General features: G+C 69.2%; 15 protein-coding genes. 9 read left to right on the top strand and 6 right to left on the bottom strand.

The genetic code is table 11. From position 1 onward, the window contains the following. Positions 1-76 precede the first annotated feature (76 nt). Positions 77-601 (top strand): hypothetical protein, encoded by a 525-nt coding sequence (locus tag HV826_RS25275; protein ID WP_217918769.1) that lies wholly within the window; start codon positions 77-79, stop codon positions 599-601. Positions 602-750: 149 nt separating this feature from the next. Here HV826_RS25275 and HV826_RS25280 read toward each other — a convergent pair whose 3' ends face one another. Continuing rightward, positions 751-969, bottom strand: coding sequence for a hypothetical protein (locus HV826_RS25280; protein WP_255217399.1), 219 nt, complete (start codon positions 967-969; stop codon positions 751-753). A gap of 258 nt (positions 970-1,227) precedes the next feature. On the opposite strand from HV826_RS25280, the gene HV826_RS25285 reads away from it, so the two are divergent. Both HV826_RS25285 and glgX read left to right on the top strand, forming a co-directional pair. Continuing rightward, positions 1,228-2,499 carry a hypothetical protein gene (locus tag HV826_RS25285; protein WP_176419539.1) on the top strand — a complete coding sequence of 424 codons (1,272 nt, stop codon included), beginning with the start codon at positions 1,228-1,230 and terminating at the stop codon, positions 2,497-2,499. 66 nt (positions 2,500-2,565) lie between these two features. Then, positions 2,566-4,692 (top strand): glycogen debranching protein GlgX, encoded by a 2,127-nt coding sequence (glgX, locus tag HV826_RS25290; RefSeq protein ID WP_176419540.1) that lies wholly within the window; start codon positions 2,566-2,568, stop codon positions 4,690-4,692. An 85-nt stretch (positions 4,693-4,777) separates the two neighbouring features. On the opposite strand, the gene HV826_RS25295 is transcribed toward glgX, so the two are convergent. Together HV826_RS25295 and HV826_RS25300 are read right to left on the bottom strand one after the other, a co-directional pair. Further along, positions 4,778-5,647 carry a nucleotidyl transferase AbiEii/AbiGii toxin family protein gene (locus HV826_RS25295; RefSeq protein WP_176419541.1) on the bottom strand — a complete coding sequence of 290 codons (870 nt, stop codon included), beginning with the start codon at positions 5,645-5,647 and terminating at the stop codon, positions 4,778-4,780. Further along, complete coding sequence (locus HV826_RS25300) at positions 5,637-6,446, bottom strand: helix-turn-helix domain-containing protein (RefSeq protein ID WP_176419542.1); 810 nt, start codon at positions 6,444-6,446, stop codon at positions 5,637-5,639. The genes HV826_RS25295 and HV826_RS25300 overlap by 11 nt, the downstream gene beginning before the upstream one ends. Positions 6,447-7,141: 695 nt before the next feature. Here HV826_RS25300 and HV826_RS25305 point away from each other — a divergent pair. From HV826_RS25305 to HV826_RS25330, 6 genes are all read left to right on the top strand, one after another. Beyond that, the gene (locus HV826_RS25305) at positions 7,142-7,792 is read left to right on the top strand and encodes a class I SAM-dependent methyltransferase (protein ID WP_176419543.1); all 651 of its coding nucleotides are present in this window, start codon (positions 7,142-7,144) and stop codon (positions 7,790-7,792) included. Between the two features lie 105 nt (positions 7,793-7,897). After that, the gene (locus HV826_RS25310) at positions 7,898-8,425 is read left to right on the top strand and encodes a hypothetical protein (RefSeq protein ID WP_176419544.1); all 528 of its coding nucleotides are present in this window, start codon (positions 7,898-7,900) and stop codon (positions 8,423-8,425) included. Between the two features lie 103 nt (positions 8,426-8,528). Then, positions 8,529-9,311, top strand: coding sequence for a subclass B1 metallo-beta-lactamase (bla, locus tag HV826_RS25315; protein ID WP_176419545.1), 783 nt, complete (start codon positions 8,529-8,531; stop codon positions 9,309-9,311). Between the two features lie 241 nt (positions 9,312-9,552). Further along, positions 9,553-10,521 carry a hypothetical protein gene (locus HV826_RS25320; protein WP_255217400.1) on the top strand — a complete coding sequence of 323 codons (969 nt, stop codon included), beginning with the start codon at positions 9,553-9,555 and terminating at the stop codon, positions 10,519-10,521. A 978-nt stretch (positions 10,522-11,499) separates the two neighbouring features. Further along, positions 11,500-12,624, top strand: a complete 1,125-nt coding sequence (locus HV826_RS25325) for a slipin family protein (protein WP_176419546.1) — start codon at positions 11,500-11,502, stop codon at positions 12,622-12,624. Positions 12,625-12,679: 55 nt separating this feature from the next. Then, positions 12,680-14,488 carry an acyl-CoA dehydrogenase gene (locus tag HV826_RS25330; protein ID WP_176419547.1) on the top strand — a complete coding sequence of 603 codons (1,809 nt, stop codon included), beginning with the start codon at positions 12,680-12,682 and terminating at the stop codon, positions 14,486-14,488. A 66-nt stretch (positions 14,489-14,554) separates the two neighbouring features. Here the strand turns inward: HV826_RS25330 and HV826_RS25335 are convergent, their stop codons facing one another. The 3 genes from HV826_RS25335 to HV826_RS25345 all read right to left on the bottom strand — a co-directional run bounded on the left by HV826_RS25335 (position 14,555) and on the right by HV826_RS25345 (position 18,250). Continuing rightward, positions 14,555-15,655, bottom strand: a complete 1,101-nt coding sequence (locus HV826_RS25335) for a hypothetical protein (protein ID WP_176419548.1) — start codon at positions 15,653-15,655, stop codon at positions 14,555-14,557. Positions 15,656-15,754: 99 nt separating this feature from the next. Further along, complete coding sequence (locus tag HV826_RS36730) at positions 15,755-17,593, bottom strand: hypothetical protein (RefSeq protein ID WP_217917388.1); 1,839 nt, start codon at positions 17,591-17,593, stop codon at positions 15,755-15,757. A 12-nt stretch (positions 17,594-17,605) separates the two neighbouring features. After that, positions 17,606-18,250 carry a dual specificity protein phosphatase family protein gene (locus tag HV826_RS25345; RefSeq protein ID WP_176419549.1) on the bottom strand — a complete coding sequence of 215 codons (645 nt, stop codon included), beginning with the start codon at positions 18,248-18,250 and terminating at the stop codon, positions 17,606-17,608. Positions 18,251-18,395 lie beyond the last annotated feature (145 nt).

The raw sequence follows: 18,395 nt of genomic DNA on the forward strand, positions 1-18,395 counted from the left end.
CTCTAGCAGACCGCTCATCGGCTGCTCACGTTCCCGGCCAGCAGCAGCCAGACACAAACCGACCGGAGAACGAACCATGACGAAGCTCCTCAAGACGAAGGCCGTCCTTGCCTCTCTCGCCGCCGGTGCCCTCGCCTTCGGCACCGCCTGTAAGTCCGACTCGGGCGCGACCCGAGAAACGACGGACACCACGGACACCAGCGGCATGGGCACGATGAGTGACCCGAACACCGGCACCAGTACGGACACCAGCATGGACACCACGACACCGCCTGGTACGGGCGGCACGGGCATGGATGACCCAGCCCTGTCGCCGGAGTCGGAGACCGTGGACCCGAACAGCATGGACCCCAACGCGGACCCGACGCTGAACCCGGGCACCGGCACGGAAGTGGACCCGAACCTGGACCCGGACATGAGCAGCGAGCCGGGCACTGGCGGCGCGGGTGACGTCGAGCCGCTCGACACCTCGGACCCCGCGGACCTGGAGGCCGATGACGACTCCACGCTGGAGCCGGGCACCGGCGGCAGCGGCATGATGGATCCGGACACCCGGATGACGCCGCCCACGCCGCTCCCGGAGACGGATTCGACGCGCTAAGCCGGCCCGCACTTCACGGCGGCAAGACAATGCCCGCGGCGACCGTGCCGCGGGCATCGCCCTTTGTGGCGCGAGACACGACCGCGAAAACGACGATGCCCGCGGCGACTGTGCCGCGGGCATCGCCCTGTGGGTCATCAGCGACGGACTCAGCTCACGCTGAAGCCCGGATTCGGCTGCGGTGACTTCACCGGCTCGATGATGCGTTGGCTGCCACCCGTCCCCGGCGTGCCAGCGGGACCACCCTCCGGCTGCAGCGCGGGCGGACTGCCGCGCGGCGAGCGCTGCTCGTCCTCGGTGTCTGCATTCCGGTCAGGCGCGGTGGGTACGGCTTCAGGTGGAATGTGCAACACGTCCTTCTTGCTCATGGCGGCCTCCTTTCCTCCAACCTGGGGGCACCCTCCCCAAAAGGCACCTGGCAGCTGGCCCCCTGCCTGAACGGATGCTTGGGACTTCGGATGGGCTGCCCGCACACGGCCCGCCGTATGGATGCACCCACGCCTGCCGTGCGTGACCACGTTGAGGACGAGCGGGCAGCCACTGCCCGTCGGTGGCACCTCCGAGGAGAGCCACGCTGAAATAGTGAACAGAACCTGAACCACGGTTCAGAAGCGGGGTGGGATGAGATGAGCGTGAAGTTGGCATTGGCCGGAAGGCGACGGGGAAGCGAACACCTGTTCTCCCCTCCCGAGGGCCCCATCCCCTGGCTCCAGCGGATGTCGTCGTGGTTCCACGAGCACCACGGCGAGCTGCTCGAAAGCGCCTTCCTGGGCACCGGCCCCCTGGGCGCCCCCGCGCTCCGGCTGCGGCTGCACCCAGCGGCGGGCGAAGTCTTGTTGGTGGCCACCTCGGGCGCCCACGTCTCCGTGTCCGCGGAGACCTCCGCAGTGGGCCCCGGCTACCACCGCATCCTTTGTGACACGCTGAGGGCCATGGGTGACGCGCTCGGCATCGCCTGGGCGGAGGGACGCGCGTCCTCGAAGGGAGGGGACCCCACCGGCTACTTCCACACCGGAGACGCCGGGCCCGTGGACGTGCACATGCTGGCGTCGCTCCAGGAGGCCGTGGGGCGGGTGCTGCGCATGCGAAGTTACGGCGAGTCGGGCTTCGCGCTGTCCATGCGCTTCGGCCACACCTTCGAATATCCCGGCGCGCTGCTGACGCCGCTGGGGCCACGCGACGCGCGCTGGCTGGTGGACGTGTACGAGGACCCGCGCCGCGGCATCGACGTGTTCCCCTGGTGGACGCCGGGCATCGACGCGCGCATGCGGCTCAACCGCGCGCGGTGCCGCCTGTGGACGGACGTGGTCTGGCGCCCACCGCTGCTGGACGACGAGCGCCACCTGATGCGCGACGTGGCCCGCCTGCTGGAGCAGGCCTGGCGCGAGGACCCATCCCTGCCCTACCCCTGGCGGGAGTGGCAGGAGGTGCTCGGCTTCCTGGGCGTGGGCGGCACCCTGGCCGAGGAAGTCCACCGGCGCGCCTCGCAGGCCCCCGGCGGCCCGCCCCTGGGCTACCGGCGCGGCGAGGTCCAGGTGGCGCTGCCAGCGGGCTGGGAGATTCGCATTCCGGGGTCGCTCGCGGAGGCGCACCTGCAGGATGGAACGTGGGTGGCGCGGGACCACCGGCGCAGCGTGCGCTTCGTCCCCTTGGAGGACGGCGGCGCCGACGGCCTCATGCCCTCCTTCATGGAGCGCCGCGCGATGGACCTGGAGCACCGCGGCGTGCGAGTCAGCGGACGGGCCTCGCTCCGCGTGGAGCCGGGCGAGTGCCGGCTGACCGCCCTGTGCAGTTCGGGCAAGCGCCGCGCCCTGTGCGTGGTGAGCTTCGATGACCCGGACGAGCAGGACTGGGCGCTGGGAACCTGGCGCTCACTGGACCACGCTGCCGCCGCGTGACGCTTGCCAGCCCAGAGGGGCCATCCCACATTGGGCGGGCCTTTCCATCAGAATCGAGAGCCTGCAATGAGTAGGGAAGTCTGGCCGGGCAAGCCCTGGCCGCGTGGCGCCACCTTCGATGGTTCAGGGGTCAACTTCGCCGTCTACTCCCAGGTCGCGACCCGCGTGGAGGTCTGCCTGTTCGACCCTACGGACCCGACGCGCGAAATCGAGCGGTTCGACCTGTCGGAGTCCACGGACTTCGTGCACCACGGCTACGTGCCGGGCCTGGAGCCGGGCACGCTCTACGGGCTGCGCGTTCATGGCCCGTATGAGCCCACGAAGGGCCACCGCTGCAATCCGCACAAGCTGCTGGTGGACCCCTACGCCAAGGCGCTCTACGGGGACGTGGACTGGCGCCAGCCGGTGTTCGGCTATCCGCTGGGGCACGAGCAGCAGGACCTGGCGCGCGACGAACGCGACAGCGCGGCGGGGGTCCCCAAGTCCGTGGTGGTGAGCGACTTCTTCGACTGGGGCAATGACCGGCGCCCGGACATCAGCTGGCGCAAGACGGTGCTGTACGAGGCCCACGTGCGCGGCCTCACCATGCGCCACCCCGGCGTGCCCGAACACCTGCGCGGCACCTACGCGGGCCTGGCCTGCCCGCCCGTCATCGAGCACCTGCAGAAGCTGGGCGTCACGTCGGTGGAGCTGCTGCCGGTGCATGCCTTCGCGGACGACTCGTTCCTCGACGACAAGAAGCTGTCCAACTTCTGGGGCTACAACACGCTGGGGTACTTCGCGCCGGAGCAGTACTACGCCAGCCGCAAGACGCCCGGCGCCGCCGTCGCCGAGTTCAAGGCGATGGTGAGGGACCTGCACGCCGCGGGCATCGAGGTCATCCTCGACGTCGTCTACAACCACACCTGCGAGGGCAACCACCTGGGGCCCACGCTGTCGCTCAAGGGCATCGACAACGCGAGCTACTACTGGCTGATGCCGGACGGGCGGCACTACCTGGACTTCACCGGGTGCGGCAACAGCGTCAACGCGTCCAACCCGCAGGCGGCGCGGCTCATCATCGACAGCCTCCGCTACTGGGTGACGGAGATGCATGTGGACGGGTTCCGCTTCGACCTCGCCACGGTGCTGGGCCGCGCGGGTGAAGGCGCGTTCGACCGCAACGCGGCGCTGTTCCAGATTCTCCACCAGGACCCGGTGCTCGGCCGCGTGAAGCTCATCGCCGAGCCCTGGGACGTGGGCCTCGGCGGCTACCAGGTGGGCGGCTTCCCTCCGCCCTGGCGCGAGTGGAACGGCAAGTACCGGGACGCGCTGCGCCGCTACTGGAAGGGTGACGAGAACCTCGCCAGTGAGATGGGCTACCGGCTCACTGGCAACGCGGACCTGTACGCGGAGGCGCGCCGGCGGCCCCAGGCGAGCATCAACTTCGTCACCGCGCATGACGGCTTCACGCTGCACGACCTGGTGACGTACAGCCACAAGCACAACGAGGCCAACGGCGAGCACAACCGCGACGGCGCGGACGACAACCAGTCGTGGAACTGCGGCGTGGAGGGTGAGACGGACAACGCGGACGTCGTCGCCCTGCGCGAGCGGCAGAAGCGCAACCTGCTGGCCTCGCTCTTCCTGTCCACCGGCATCCCGATGATTGTCGCGGGTGATGAGATGGGCCGCACGCAGGGCGGTAACAACAACGCCTACTGCCAGGACAATGAGCTGTCGTGGGTGGACTGGAACCTGGATGAGCGGCGTCAGAAGCTGCTGGAGTTCACCCGCAAGCTCGTCCACTTCCGCCACCGCCAGCCGGTGCTCCAGCGCCGCCGCTTCTTCAAGGGCCAGCACCTGTGGGACTCCGAGCACAAGGACCTGACGTGGTTCCGGCCGGATGGCTCGGAGATGAAGGCGGAGGACTGGGAGAAGCACTTCGTGCGCTCGCTGGCGTTCCTCCTGGGCGGCGACGCCATCCCCACGCCGGACGAGCGAGGGCAGCGCATCATCGGTGACGCGCTGCTGGTGCTGCTCAACTCGCACCATGAGCCGGTGACATACAAGCTGCCGCCCGCCGCGCAGGGCCAGCGATGGGAGCTGGAGCTCTGCACCACCGACGACAACCGGGGACCGGAGCCGGTGAAGGGTGCGACGTTCGAGCTCATCGGCCGCTCGCTCGCGGTGTTCCGGCAGGTCACAGACTGAGGCAGGCGCTGCATGCCAACCCGATTCCGAAACATCACGTAAGTCGGCTCCCTCGGAGAGGTCATTGCCCCTCCTCCGAGGGCAGTTATCCGACTTGCATGAAGGCGGTCAGCTCCTGGAGCAACTGCTGGATGGCGCCAACCGCGCGACGAGCGAGTTGGTCCATGTCCCTGCCTGACCCGTTGAAGAAGCGGGCGTACTTCTTCGCCCCCTCGGCCTCAATGTCCGCGAACTCCTGCCGCAGGGTGCGCAGTGAATCCTTGAAGAGTGGGTCGTTGAAGATGGAACTCTCGCGGATGACCGGCGCCAGGCCGGCCTGCCCGCCGGGCCAGCACTCCGCCAGCCAGACGATGTCGTACGCGTCCTTGGGTTTGTTGCGCCGCCGCAGTGCATCCGCTTTCGCGGCGAGATAGCCCGCCGGGCCGACCACCTTCAGGGGCTGGCGCGTCTTTCCGCCATCTCCAGGTAGATTGACTTCGACCTCGATGTCTCGCGCATCCAGGTCCACCAGGCCTCCCATGGCCAGAACCACGGCGGAGAGCTTTCCGCCCACCACACCGCCGGGACGATAGAGCCGTCCGATTTCACGCCCCTCCTTGGGCGGACAGAAGAACTCCACCGTCAGCGGCAGGCTGACGCCTCCTTTCCAACGCCAGCTCACCCCGCTCATCATCACGAAGCCCGCGACCTTGAGGCTTGTCTCCAGGCGCTCGTAGCTCCCGACATCCCCGTCGACGAGCGCCATGCGCAGGCAGAGGTCGAGGTCATTGGTTCCGACATGGGGCTCGAGTCCCGCTTCGGGCTGGGGCACGAGCAGGGAGGGAACGAGCCCACCCACCACCACAACGTGGGCTCCGGCGAAACTGAACGACCGCACCACCCGCACGGCCTCCGCCAGCAACCCCGAACGAATCGCCGGGTCGTATTCCCCGTAGCTGCCACCGTCAGTAGCCAAGGGCGACCTCGCGGAACTGCCTGGCAATGTCCTCGCCACGACGCGCCGAACGGGCATCGAGATAGACTCGGACCGCCGGAGCAACCTGAATGCCGTCCTTCTCCTTCGCGCCCCAGCACCCTACGCCGCCGGTGTCCTTCAACAGCGCGAGGTTCGCCCCCCGCTCGGTCACCTCCGCTCCCATCAGGGCGGCGGCCTGAGCCAGGCTGACCTCCGGCGAGATGCGAATGAGCGAGATGGGGACGGACGTCGGACCGACACCGTAGAGCCCTGCGGCGGCGGCACCCGTGAGGGCATGCCCGACCCCCGCCGTTGAGAGTTTTGTGCTTGTCTTGAGCCAGAGCTCCTCGGGACGGCGCGCATACAGCGCCACGTCGAGAGAGGGCTCCCGACGCGTGGCGGGAGGTTGCTGCTCAAGCCAGTCGAGCAACAAGGTCCGCTCTCTCACATCACGTCTCTTCTGGGGGCCCCGGCCCGATGAGCGCACCAGCCCTTGTTTCTCAAGCAGCGTGAGCACCCGGTGCGCTTGCCCCACGGAGGCATTCGCCTGCTTCGCAAGCTCCGAAACAGAAACGGCCGCTTCTTGCGCCAGGAGCACCTGGACGACCCGGACTCCGTGCACGCCGAGTTGGCCTGTCTCGGCCTTCTTGGAGGAGCGTTCCGCCCCCTCCAGATGGATGACCCCTCCTGGCGAGAGGAGATGGAGGTGACCCCTCGCGTCGAGATAAGAGAAGCCTTCACGCTCGAGGGCTTCTCGCAGGCCGCTGCTGAGAAACGCGGCGACAACGACCGTCACCATTCGTACGGAATCGTCAGGCCCCCAGGAAGTCGCATCTGCATGGAGCCAGTGCAGCAGGTGATCCGTGGGCATCCGGGTCGGGGCATCTACCAACCTGAGGTGGATCTCCCGTTCACCCAACTTCAAGCAGGCACGGCTGGCACTCCGCAACTTGAGCCAGGGCCGAGGAGCCACCCAGGGCACCAGCAATGCGGGTAGGCAGAGCTCAACGGCCATTTTCACTGATGTCCCTCCTTCACGCCATAATGAAAATTGATCTAGATTGAAAATAATAGAAGATCCACATGTAAGGAACTTAAATTTACTAAGTATTTTCAGATAGTTACATACGAATTTTCATTCAGGATCATTTTTCATTAATTCATGAATCATGCGCTTGAGTGAAATTGGGCGCCATAAGGGGACGTGGATCCCGTTGAGGGGAGGGAGGGGGGAAGAGGGGCCGCCCAGCCCCTTCTGCCCCTCCCCAACTCCACCTTGCCAGGGCACACGCTACCGTCCGTCTCCCACGGGCTTCTCGTGAACCCTACGAGGATGGGGAACTCCGGCCTCACGCGTCCGAGAGCGGGTTGCCCTGCGGGGCCGCATATGCCCCTCTAGGGTTCCCCACCGAGGCCTTCCTCGGCGGGTGCCACATGCCGGTGCCGGAATGAAGCAGGTCCGCCGCCAGGCTGCTCGCACGAGCCGGAGGAACCGTGTCGCGGGATGCACAGGAAGCGGGCGTGAAGCAGGTGTACGGGGAGATTGCCTCGGCCTACGAGGCGCTCTTCCCCGCCCTGCACCGGTACGAGGAGCGGGTGGAGCGCTTCCTCGCGGCGGTGGTGGCGCCCGGTGCCCGCGTGCTCGACGTGGGGTGCGGGCCGGGACTTCACACCCGGGGACTGGACGCCTCCATCGCCGTGGTCGGCACCGACCTCTCCGAGGACATGCTGGCGCTGGCCCGGACAGCGAGGCCCGGTGGCGCGTGGCATGCGCACAGCTACCACCAGCCGATTCCTTCCGAGTGGGGCCGCTTCACCGTCGCGCTCGCCATCGGCTGCCTGGACTTCTGCGATGACCTGCCGCGCGTGCTGAAGCACCTCGCGGAGGCCCTGGAGCCGGGCGGCAAGCTGCTCTTCACCGTGCTGGAGCGGCGACCGGGGTTGGAGGGGCACGAAGCGCTGGTGCAACCCATTCAGACGGCGGGGCCGGCGGTGACGCTGCACCTGTACTCGTTCGAGGAGACCGCTCGGGCCGTCACGGCGGCGGGGTTGCTCCCTCGCGCGTACGCGCACGCGCCCGGCTGGGTCCAGCTCACGGAGCAGCGGACCATGTGGTTCGGCTGGTGGGAGGTGGAGCGGCGCTGAGCGTGTGGCTTTGGGACCGCACTTTCGTTACCTGAGGGCCACGAACCGGCCATTCCAAGGTGTGCACGGGGCTTGCACTGGCACCCTCTCAGGAGGCATCGACACGTGATTCAGCTGCGTTGGACCTGCATCGGGGCGTTTCTGCTGGCAGTGGGTTGTGCGGAAGCACCCCTCCGTGGCGAGGCGACGCCGCAACGGGTCGCGGTGGCGCTCGTGGATGAGGGCTGCGACCCGGAGACGAACTTCCGGTGCCTGTGCAAGGGCACCGTCGGAGACGCAGCGCCCCACCTCGTGGAGATCGGCGTGGACCTGGACGCCCTGCAAGAGAACGGATGGCCTTGCGTGCCGGGTGACTTCGACCAGGACGGAGAGCAGGACTATGCCTTTCCGGGCGAGGGATACTCGTGCAACCGGTCCGTCCCCGTGCGGGTGCTCTTCACGCGGGGCGGGCACCCGCGGGAAGTCCAGACGCTGCCGCGCAAGTTGAGCTGCCTTCAGCGCTACGTCTCCAATGACGCGTCCCTGCCTCCGGGACAGGGACTGGTCGATTGGGGTGAGGGGAATGCCACCTGGATCTATCGGTTCGACGGCAAGGGCTGGCTCGCCACCTCCCATCTCTCCGAGGCGCACTGATTCGGTCCAACCGGGGCACACCGCGCCAGGTCCCAGGCCCGCCTCGGTGTGCCGCTCGAATCCCTCCACCCCGACGCGGCATCGCCGCCGAGGTCTCTTGACGATGACGCTTCTTCCCCCTCGCTGGCTTTGCGCCAGTGCCCTGCTCACGCTGAGCACCGCCTGCGCCCGAACCACGCCCGCCGCGGCGGTGGAGCGGAACCTCCCCGGGGAGGCGCAATCCCAGGGTCCGGACGAGTACGTGCTGGCGGATGACGTGAGCGTGCGGAAGCTCGCGCCTGGCGTGTGGTTGCACGTCACGGTGGTGACGTTGGAGCCATACGGCCGCGTCTCCACCAACGGGCTCATCATCGAGGACGGTGAGACGTCCGTGCTGGTCGACACGGGCTGGAATGCACGGCAGGGCGCGCTGCTGCTCGACTGGGCCCGGGACACGCTCCGGCGTCCGGTCCGCACGGCGGTGGTGACGCACTTCCATGAGGATCGCCTCGGCGGTGTTCCGGCGCTCGTCCCGCATGGCATCGCCGTCCATGGCTTGGAGGAGACGGCACGGATTGCCACGTCCCTGGGCCGGCCGGGCCCCACGGAGGCCTTCGCCGAGGCGCGCACGGTGGGCCCCCTGGAGCTCTTCTTTCCAGGGGCCGGCCACGCGAAGGACAACATCGTCGTGTGGCACAAGGACAGCGGTGTGCTGTTCGGCGGCTGCTTCGTGAAGGACGGCGCCGCGACGAACCTGGGCAACGTGGAGGACGCGGACGTGGTGGCCTGGCCCGCGAGCCTCTCGCGGACGCGACAGCGGTTTCCCGAAGCGCGAGTAGTGGTCCCGGGGCACGGAAAGCCTGGTGGGCCGGAGCTGCTGAGCCACACGGAAGCGCTGCTCCGCTGAAGCCGCGACGGAGGGCAGCCGGGCAGGCGCGAGCATCGTGACAGTGCCTCGCTCGCGCCGTCAGGAGCGTTGGCCAACACACCGTGGTGGGTCGTCCCGCGCTCGCCTGCCTGCCGATGAAGGTCCGTCCCCGGACGTTCCCACACGGCGCCAGGGTTCACGGACATGGGCGCGGCTCCGTGCCGTTCCTACCGTCCCGCGGAGAAGCGCGGGCCGGTGGGCGCAGGGGACGGAGGGAGACATGAGGCTTGTGGCTGCGGTGTCGCTCGCGATGGTGGCGAGCGCGTGTACGTCAGTGCGGATGGAGCAGCGGGATGGTTGCTGGGTGAAGCAGACCCGGGCCTTTCCCTCCACGCTCAAGGAGGAAGTGGGGCCCTGCGCTCGGCCCGTGCCCGTCTGGTCCGAGGACCGGCTCACGCGACTGGTGCAAGAGTGCGTGATGCACACGGACTATCGCTGGCAGAGCAGCGCGCTGGTGGCGTGGAACCGGAGCGAGCCCCTGCCGGAGCGGGAGTCCGAGGAGAAGGTCCTCACGGCCTGCATGGCCCGAGCGGAGACCATCCTGAACACGGAGAAGGGCGCGCTGGAGCAGCGACTGAGCGAGGTGGCGCGGGAGCGGGACACGCTGAAGGCGAGCATCGAGAAGGAGCGCAACCAGCACCAGGCCACCCTCACGGAGCAGCTCACGCGTCACGACGCCAGCATGGAGCGGGCGCGCGACCAGATGCACGAGAGCAACAACCTGCTCGCGGAGGCGCTGGGGGAAGCTGCGAAGAAGCCCGCGCCCTCGGCGGTGGCGACAGCCACCTCCACGTCCAGCAGCGAAGGACTGGCGAACACGCAGACCGACACCACGCAGCGCAGCGACGCGGCGCTCCGGGGTGACGTGTCGTCTTCGGCGCGGCGGAGCTCGTCGTCCCAGGGGACACGGACCGCGCCACCGCCGAGGGTGATGAAGCCCATCATCGACACGGACACGCCGCCCATGTGCGAGCTGTCTTCGGCGACGCTGGCGAAGGCGAATCCGTCGCGAGCGTCCTCGGGGAAGAAGCGGCCCGGCGTCCGGACCGCGGCCGAGTGCACGCAGAGGAAGCCTGAGCCTTCCTTCCTGCCCACCGAGCCGGAGGAGGCCATCCTGGCGACGCCCGCGCAGCAGACGGCGAAGGCGCCCATCCCGCTGGTGCCCCAGGACGCTGACGACGTGAAGTGAGTCGCGCGAAGAACGGCCGCCCCTTCACACGAAGTGGGCGGCCTCAGCTCACCGCGCCGATCGCCGAACAGTTTATCGGTCACCGCAACGTCGGCGTCGTCGGGGCTGGCCCGTTCAACGTACAACTCCGAGGTTTGATTGAGCCCCGCGATGTGCCCTAGCGGGCATCGGAACGCGTCATCCTCGTCGAGGTCGAACGGATTGTTTCCCGCAACCGTTCGTGCGAGACCCCCAGCCCGGGGTCGAGGTGCATGCGAGCATCGCGCTCGGCGATTCTGAATTCGATGGTCTCTCGCATGGTCAGGGCGTGATGCCAATCAACTGGGGGGATGGGATACTCGGAGTAGACCTCCAGGAGAATCTTTAGACGCGCTCCCCACTGTCAGGCCAGCCGCCGCGTCCCGTCGCTCAGCCCCGGCGGAATCCAGAGGTGTCACGGGGCTGTCCCCGGGCTCCCTGCTCTTGACGTGGGTGCGCTGCGCCCACGGTCCAGAGGGGGCGTCCCCGGGTCCATCGCTCGCAGTGGTTTCCTCGCGTCGGACCGCCCGGCCGGGCCTCCGTCAGGTCCAACAGGGAGCAGGCGCCAGCCGCGCCTGCTCCGAACTCGCTCACTGGTAGAGCACAGGTCCCAATCCTGCGGAGAAGGTTCGATTCCTTCGTTCAATCCAGAGGGTTCCGCCGCGAACTGACGTGAGCGCGGGTCCACCGCTTCCCACTCCTCCCACCGCAATGCCCGGCTTTCCGCCAGGGCGACAGGCCCCCTTCCGCGCCGTCAGCGGAGGCCCCTGCCGCCGTCCGCGGAAGCTGCCCGGCACGCGGCGCGAGTTGCCAGGAAGCGGCCAGGACAGGCAGTCCGCGCTCATCCGTCCGTGAACGGTGGGGCCCTCACTTTTCAGCAGTGCCCGGGACACGCGCGACAACGCGCACGGAAACGTCCCGGTTCTTCAAGCTCCCCCGGAGGGGGAAAGGAGGTGCGCGATGAGCATCATGCGTGTGGATGTCGGGCAGAACGAACGGGCCTTCGTGCTGGTGGACGAGAAGCCGAAGCGATACCTCGTCCCCGGCCGGTACTGGCTGGTCCACCCCTTCCAGAAGGTGCGGCTGGTGCGCGCGAACACCGAGCAGCCGCTCGCCCAGCTCGACCCGGCCCTCCTGGCCCTCGTGCCGGAGACGGACCTGCAGGTCGTGGAGCTGAGCGCCGACGAGCGCGCCATCCTCTTCCACAAGGGCCGCCCCGTGCGGTGGCTCGGCCGAGGCCTGCACCAGGTGTGGACGGTGGAGCGCCTTCCCAGCCGTCAACTGACGCCCGGCGCGCCCACCGTGCGCGTGGAGCGCGTGGACACCTCGGGTGTCGCCACGGCGCCGCTGCGTGACGACGTGCGCGCCCTGGTCCCCGCCAGCGACTACACGGAGGCCACCGCCACCGAAGGCACCGTCGTGCTCCGCTACGTGGAGGGCGTACTGGACGCCGAGCTTCCCCCGGGCCGCCACGCCGCGTGGACCGTCGCCCACAAGGTGCAACTGGCCGTCATCGACCTGCGCGAGCGCCTGCTCCACGTCACCGGTCAGGAGGTGATGACGAAGGACCGCGTCACGCTGCGCCTCAACCTGTCAGCGGCCTTCCGTGTCTCGGACGCGCGCCGGCTCGCCGTCGTGTCCCGCGCGCCGGATGACGTCCTCTACCTGGCCATGCAGCTGGCCGCGCGCGAGGCCGTGTCGGAGCGCACGCTGGACGAACTGCTCGCCTCGCGCGAAGCCGTGGCCGAAAGCCTCTTCACCCAGGTGAAGGACCGCGCGAACACGGTGGGCCTGGAGCTGCTGCGCTTCGGCATCAAGGACGTCGTCCTCCCGGGTGAGATGAAGGAGCTGCTCAACCGCGTCATCCAGGCGCAGAAGGAAGCGGAGGCCAACGTCATCCTGCGGCGCGAGGAGACGGCCGCCACCCGCTCCATGGCGCAGACCGCCAAGGTGCTGGCGGAGAACCCGCTGCTGGTGCGCCTCAAGGAGCTGGAGGCCTACAAGGACCTCGCGTCCAAGGTGGGCCAGGTGCACCTCGTCCTCGGCGAGGGCGCGGTGCCCACCCTGCAGCTCAAGAGTCACTGACTCGCGAATCAATCTCGGGTTAGCCTCGCGGCCCCACACCCGCGAGGAGCCCGAGATGTCGTCTTCGAACCACTACGTCCCCAACCTGCGCGATATCGAGTTCAACCTCTTCGAGTTCCTCGATATCGGCCGAGCCTCGCTGGGCCACGCACCGTTTGGCGACCTGGACGAGACGGCCGCGCGCCAGATGCTCCAGATGTTCGCCCAGCTCAGCGTCAACGAGCTGGCCCAGAGCTACGAGGAGCCGGAGCACAACCCGCCGAAGCTCGAGAATGGCGAGGTGACGCTGCCGCCGGGACTCAAGAAGGCGATGAATGCCTTCTTCGACGCGGGCATGCACCTGCTGGAGCAGCCGCCGCACCTGGGCGGCATGGGCGCGCCGCCCTCCCTGGGCTGGGCCGCGTTCGAGCTGCTGGTGGGCGCCAACTCCTCGCTGGCCTTCTACACGCTGGGCAACCTGCTGGCGCGCATCATCGACCGGCTGGGCACGGACGCGCAGAAGCAGCGCTTCCTGCCGCACATGCTGGACCGCCGCTGGGGCGGCTCCATGGTGCTCACCGAGCCCGACGCCGGCAGTGACGTGGGCGCCGCCCGCACCAAGGCCCGCCGCGTCTCCGACGACGTCTGGGAAATCGAAGGGGTGAAGCGCTTCATCACCAACGGTGACTCGGACATGTCCGAGAACATCATCCACATGGTGCTGGCGCGTCCGGAGGGCGCGGCGCCGGGCACCAAGGGCCTGTCGCTGTTCGTCGTTCCCAAGTACTGGGTGAACGAGGACGGCAGCCTGGGTGAAGCCAACGGCGTGGTGTGCACCAAGCTGGAGAAGAAGATGGGGCTGAAGGGCTCCGTCACCTGTGAGATGACCTTCGGCGACGGGAAGCCCTGCCGCGGCCTGCTGCTGGGCGAGGTCCACGACGGCATCCGGCAGATGTTCTACATCATCGAGCAGGCCCGCATGGCGGTGGGCGTGAAGTCCATGGCCACGCTGTCCGCCGGCTACGGCCGCGCGCTGGCCTTCTCCAAGGACCGCCTCCAGGGCGCGGACCTGATGCAGGCCCGGGACAAGACGGCGCCGCGCGTGCCCATCTTCCGCCACCCCGACGTGCGCCGCATGCTGATGGCGCAGAAGGCCCACGCGGAGGGCATGCGCGCGTTGTGTCTCTACACCGCGTTCATCCAGGACGGCGTGGAGCGCAAGGGCGGCCACCGCGCCACCGAGGCGGGCGAGCTGGACACGCTCAACGACATGCTGCTGCCGCTGGTGAAGGGCTACTGCTCGGAGAAGGCCTACGAGCTGCTGGCGCTGTCGCTCCAGGTCCACGGCGGCTCCGGCTACCTGCAGGACTACCCGGTGGAGCAGTACATCCGGGACCAGAAAATCGACACGCTCTACGAGGGCACCACGCACATCCAGGCGCTCGACCTGCTCATGCGCAAGGTGGCGCGTGACGGCGGCGCGACGCTCCAGGGCCTGCTGTCCCAGATTCGCGAGACGGCCGAGCGCACTGGCGAGGCGCTGGAGGCCGAGCGCGCCGCGCTGGGCCGCGCGCTGGGCGACCTGGAGACGATGCTGGGCACGCTGATGGGCAAGCTGGGCGAGTCCGTCTACCACGTGGGCCTGCAGGGCAACCGCGTGCTGGCCGCCGTCGCGGAGGTCGTCATCGGCTGGCTGCTGGTGCGCCACGCGGAGGTCGCGCAGGAGCGCATGAAGAGCAACCCCGGGGACCACGCCTTCTACGTGGGCAAGCTCGCCAGCGCCCGCTGGTTCTGCCACGAGGTGCTGCCCGGCGTCGCCCACGCCGCCCGCATGGTGGAGCACGGCAACCTGGACCTGATGGAGGTCCCGGAAGAGTCGTTCTGACGTGGAGGCACCGACGCGAGCCTGGCCACCGGTGCCAGGCCCGCCGTCGCGGCCGGGAGGCGCCCGCTACTTCGGCACCGGCAGCCCGCGCGCCGCCAAATCCCGCTCCACGTACAGCCGCAGGACGTGCATGAAGTCCTGCGCGTTCGTCACCACGCCGAAGGCCTGGTGCGTGCCGCGGTCCTTCAGCTTGCTCACCACGAACTCGGACGAGTCCACGCAGATGGTGGGCAGCTCCCGCAGCGAGCCGTCCTGCTCCGTGACGAACGCCGGCAGCATGTTGCCGGTGGCGATGGCGTGCAGCGCCGTGGCGATCATCACCGCCATGGTGGCCTTCACCGCGTGCTCGCGCATGGCCACCTGCGCCTCCAGGTTGTCCGTCACCACGTCCGGCAGCGGCCCGTCGTCACGGATGGAGCCCGTCAGCACGAAGGGCACGCCATGCACCACACACGCGTGCATGATGCCGTTGGTAATCACCCCAGCGTCCACCGCCTTGGCGATGGAGCCCGCCGCCCGCACCTTGTTGATGGCGCGCATGTGCAGCCCGTGGCCGCCCGAGGTGGCCTCGCCCGAGCCGCTCATCCCCAGCGTGGTGCCGAAGATGGAGGCTTCAATGTCGTGCACCGCCACCGCGTTGCCCGCCAGCAGCGCGCCCACGAAGCCATGGGCGACGAACCACGTCATGTCCGCGCGCGCCCGCGAATGCACCAGCGCCGGCCCCGTCACCCAGATGGGGTAGCCCCCGCGCTCGCGCTCGTCCACCAGCACCCGGGCCATGTGCGCGTAGTCGATGGGCTTCTCTCGGGACACCGCGCTCGTCATGAACTTGAACTCGCCCTCGCCTTCACCCGCGAGGTAGGCGGTGTTCACGTACACGCCTTCGCTGCCGTCCTCCGCGAAGCCCACCACCACGCGCTCGCCCGCACGCACGCGACGGCCTTCGCGAATCCACAGCTCGCCCTGCGCATCCAGCACCAGCGCCCCGTCCATGCGCGGCTCGCGAGGCATGCGCCACGCGCCGCCCACGCGCACGTAGGTGGGCAGGTTCGTCGTGGTGAAGAAGCCCTCCGGCAACACGCCGTCCGCGGGCGCCGGCTGGAAGCGCGCGTCCGGACAGTGGGAGAAGCGCGCGGCCGTGAAGTCAGGATGTGGAATGGAGCTCACCCCGGCACCATGCGCGGAGCCCTGGCCCGCTTCAAGCGCCTCGGCATCCGCGGGCCGCCAGATGTCGGGGGGCGACAGTAACGAGGGGATTGCCCGTCATTACATCTGCGCGCCCACACCCACTCCGCCCGTCCGTGGACGGCTGCTGGCCGGGGCCAGCTCACGACGCAGCAGCTCCGCGTAGCGAGCCGCGGCATGCCGCAGCCGGGCCGCCTCGTCCGGCGCGTGTGCGTCGTAGGACGCGGCGGCCAGCGCATGGTCCCCCAGTTGGAAGGCCAGGTAGGCCTGCCGGTGGAAGCGCAGCAACTCCAGGGGCGGGAGCCGGCCCTTGTGGCGCTCCACCACGGCGCAGAGCGCGGCCAGCTCCTCCGCGTCCAGCGACAGCTCCACCGCCGCGCCCGCCAAATCCCAGGACAGGTCCTGGCAGCCCACCAGGTCATGCGCCCGGTGGTGGTCCACCGCATCCGCCTTGAGCACGCGGCCACCGGGCAACACCAGCCACTCCCACGCATGCATCCGGTTGTCCGTCACCGTCCGGCGCACCATCCGCTCCAGCGCGCCCAGCCGGGGAATCCACACATGGAGCGCCTGCGCCACCTCGCGGCCCAGCGCGACCTCCGTGTTGTAGCGGGCCATCTCCCACAGCTCGCGCGAGGAGGCGCCGCACCCATCCTCCACCCGGCCGAAGTGACGCGAGCGGAAGCCCAGGTACGCCCCCACGCGCGCCACCAGCTCCCAGCGGTCTCCACCGCGCTCCACCGTGCTCAGGGGGCGCGCCTCCTCCAGCCACGGCTGCACCAGGAAGCCGTGCTTGAGCCCCGAGACAGGCACACCCAAGCCCGCGTCCGCCAACACCCGCGTCTGGAGATAGGCGCGCGCGCCATAGGCCCCCAGGCCCGCGAACTTCAGCAGCCACGGCCGGCCGCCCGCGCGCAGCAGGTACTTGCGGCGCTCACGCCAACGGTGCACCGGGGGCCACGCCGCCTTCGGCAGGTCGTGCAGCAGGTGCTTCCGCCAGCCACCCGCGCCCAGGTCCTCCAGCGGCGCGGTCGCCTTGCCCGTCACGTCCTCCACCCAGCTCGCAAGCGAATGGGAGGGCTCGGCCGGCGTCACCATCACCGACTCGAAGTCCACCACGCCACGCTGGGCGCGGCGCCACAGCTCCCGGTGCCTCGGCGTCGCGTGAGGTCCCACGTCACCGCCGTGGCCCGGCAGGAAGTACAGGGACGAGGGCGCCACGCCATGCGCCTCCAGGAACTCGGCCACCGCGCCGAACGACGAGCCGGACCGCCCCGGCCCCTCGTCCACCACCACGAAGCGGTAGCCCGCGCGTGCCTCGTCCACCCACTGCGCGGTCCGCTCGGGTGACAGCGACAACGTGCGCCGGTAGGGATGCCCGCGAGGCCGGACGAAGCACACCGCCTGGGTGCCCAGCGCCGCGGCCACCACGCCCGCCAGCCCCGTGCCGATGCCGCGAATGCCCACGACGCGCCAGGGACCGCCCTGCTTCGGCAGCGCCCGCGCCGACGCCAGGTAGCTCTCCGGGTAGAGGCCTTGAAGCGCATACCCCCGAGGCACCTTGCACCGCACCCGCGGCGGCAGCCCCAGTCCGCCCAGCGTCTCCAGCGCGCTGCCCACCTGAGACAGGTCCGCGCGGAAGCCGTCCGTCCAGGACGCCACCACCGCGTGGCCCAGCGCCAGCAGCGTGGACTCACAGGCCCGCGCCAGCACCGTGTCGCCGTCCTCACCCTGCTGGACCACCTGCTCCGCGTCCAGGACGCCCTGCGCCCACTCCCCCGCGCGGATGAGCAGCGACACCAGCGCCGTGTGACGCGTCAGGCCCGGAGGCAGCGCGTCCACCTCCCACCAGGCGCTGGCCAGCGCACGCGCCTCCGCGGTCGGGTCCACCTCTCGCGGATGTTCTCCGGACACCAGCATCACGGCGCTCCCTCAGTCCTCATTCCCACGGGAAGAGGGCGGCGGCTGGGTCAGGTGGCTGTGCGCAATCGCGGCCAGCGCTTCCAGCGTGGGCACAGCCCACGTCACCGCGTGACGCTTGCGCCAGGCGTCCGCCCACGCCATGAAGGTGCGCAGCTGCTCCGTGCTGGGCGACACCTGCCAGCGCCGCCGCTTCGCCAGGGACAGCGCCTCCAGCGGCGGGTGCCCCAGCGCCACCAGGACGCACAAGGCGAGCAGCGCGCTGCGCCCCACCCCGTGCTCACAGTGGATATAGACTTTGTGGCCCTGGGCCAGCTGGTCCGTCACCCACGCGACGCCGTCATCCAGCCGGTCGCCACGGATGGCCCGGAGGTCCTCGGTGGGCAGGTGCAACAAGGTGATGCCGTGCTCGCGCAGGACGTGCTCGTCGTCACAGGCCTCCACCCGCACGTCCACCACGCAGCGGATGCCCAGCGCCCCCGCGAGGTGCTCCGCCGTATCGATGGGGAAGTGGCCCCCCACCGCCAGCGAAGGCAGCACCCAGTCCAGGTTCAATCTCCGGGGCGGCGCGCTCATGCCGCCCAAGGTAGGGCCGCTCACCGACGCTGGCAGCCTCCGCGGACGCTCAAAGCCCTTTTGAAGTGTTTTCCGACCCATCTCCTGGAAAATCCGCTGGAATCACAGGGGGTTCCGAGGCACTGGCCTTGAAAATCAAGAGGCACGCAACTCCGGGTCTCAGGCTTCGAGAATAGGTGCAAGACGTACATGCGACGCCCCCGCGCCGCCCCACACCCCCCACGGA

Source organism: Myxococcus sp. AM010 (genome assembly GCF_013372585.1).
Classification (GTDB): Bacteria; Myxococcota; Myxococcia; order Myxococcales; family Myxococcaceae; genus Myxococcus; species Myxococcus vastator.

Excerpts from the sequence above, each read along its gene's own strand:
- HV826_RS25285 (WP_176419539.1), top strand. The coding sequence starts at position 1,228 with ATGAGCGTGAAGTTGGCATTGGCCGGAAGGCGACGGGGAAGCGAACAC.
- HV826_RS25300 (WP_176419542.1), bottom strand. The coding sequence starts at position 6,446 with ATGGTGACGGTCGTTGTCGCCGCGTTTCTCAGCAGCGGCCTGCGAGAA.
- HV826_RS25320 (WP_255217400.1), top strand. The coding sequence starts at position 9,553 with ATGAGGCTTGTGGCTGCGGTGTCGCTCGCGATGGTGGCGAGCGCGTGT.
- bla (WP_176419545.1), top strand. The coding sequence starts at position 8,529 with ATGACGCTTCTTCCCCCTCGCTGGCTTTGCGCCAGTGCCCTGCTCACG.
- HV826_RS25280 (WP_255217399.1), bottom strand. The coding sequence starts at position 969 with ATGAGCAAGAAGGACGTGTTGCACATTCCACCTGAAGCCGTACCCACC.
- HV826_RS25345 (WP_176419549.1), bottom strand. The coding sequence starts at position 18,250 with ATGGGTCGGAAAACACTTCAAAAGGGCTTTGAGCGTCCGCGGAGGCTG.
- HV826_RS25330 (WP_176419547.1), top strand. The coding sequence starts at position 12,680 with ATGTCGTCTTCGAACCACTACGTCCCCAACCTGCGCGATATCGAGTTC.
- glgX (WP_176419540.1), top strand. The coding sequence starts at position 2,566 with ATGAGTAGGGAAGTCTGGCCGGGCAAGCCCTGGCCGCGTGGCGCCACC.
- HV826_RS36730 (WP_217917388.1), bottom strand. The coding sequence starts at position 17,593 with ATGCTGGTGTCCGGAGAACATCCGCGAGAGGTGGACCCGACCGCGGAG.
- HV826_RS25325 (WP_176419546.1), top strand. The coding sequence starts at position 11,500 with ATGAGCATCATGCGTGTGGATGTCGGGCAGAACGAACGGGCCTTCGTG.
- HV826_RS25275 (WP_217918769.1), top strand. The coding sequence starts at position 77 with ATGACGAAGCTCCTCAAGACGAAGGCCGTCCTTGCCTCTCTCGCCGCC.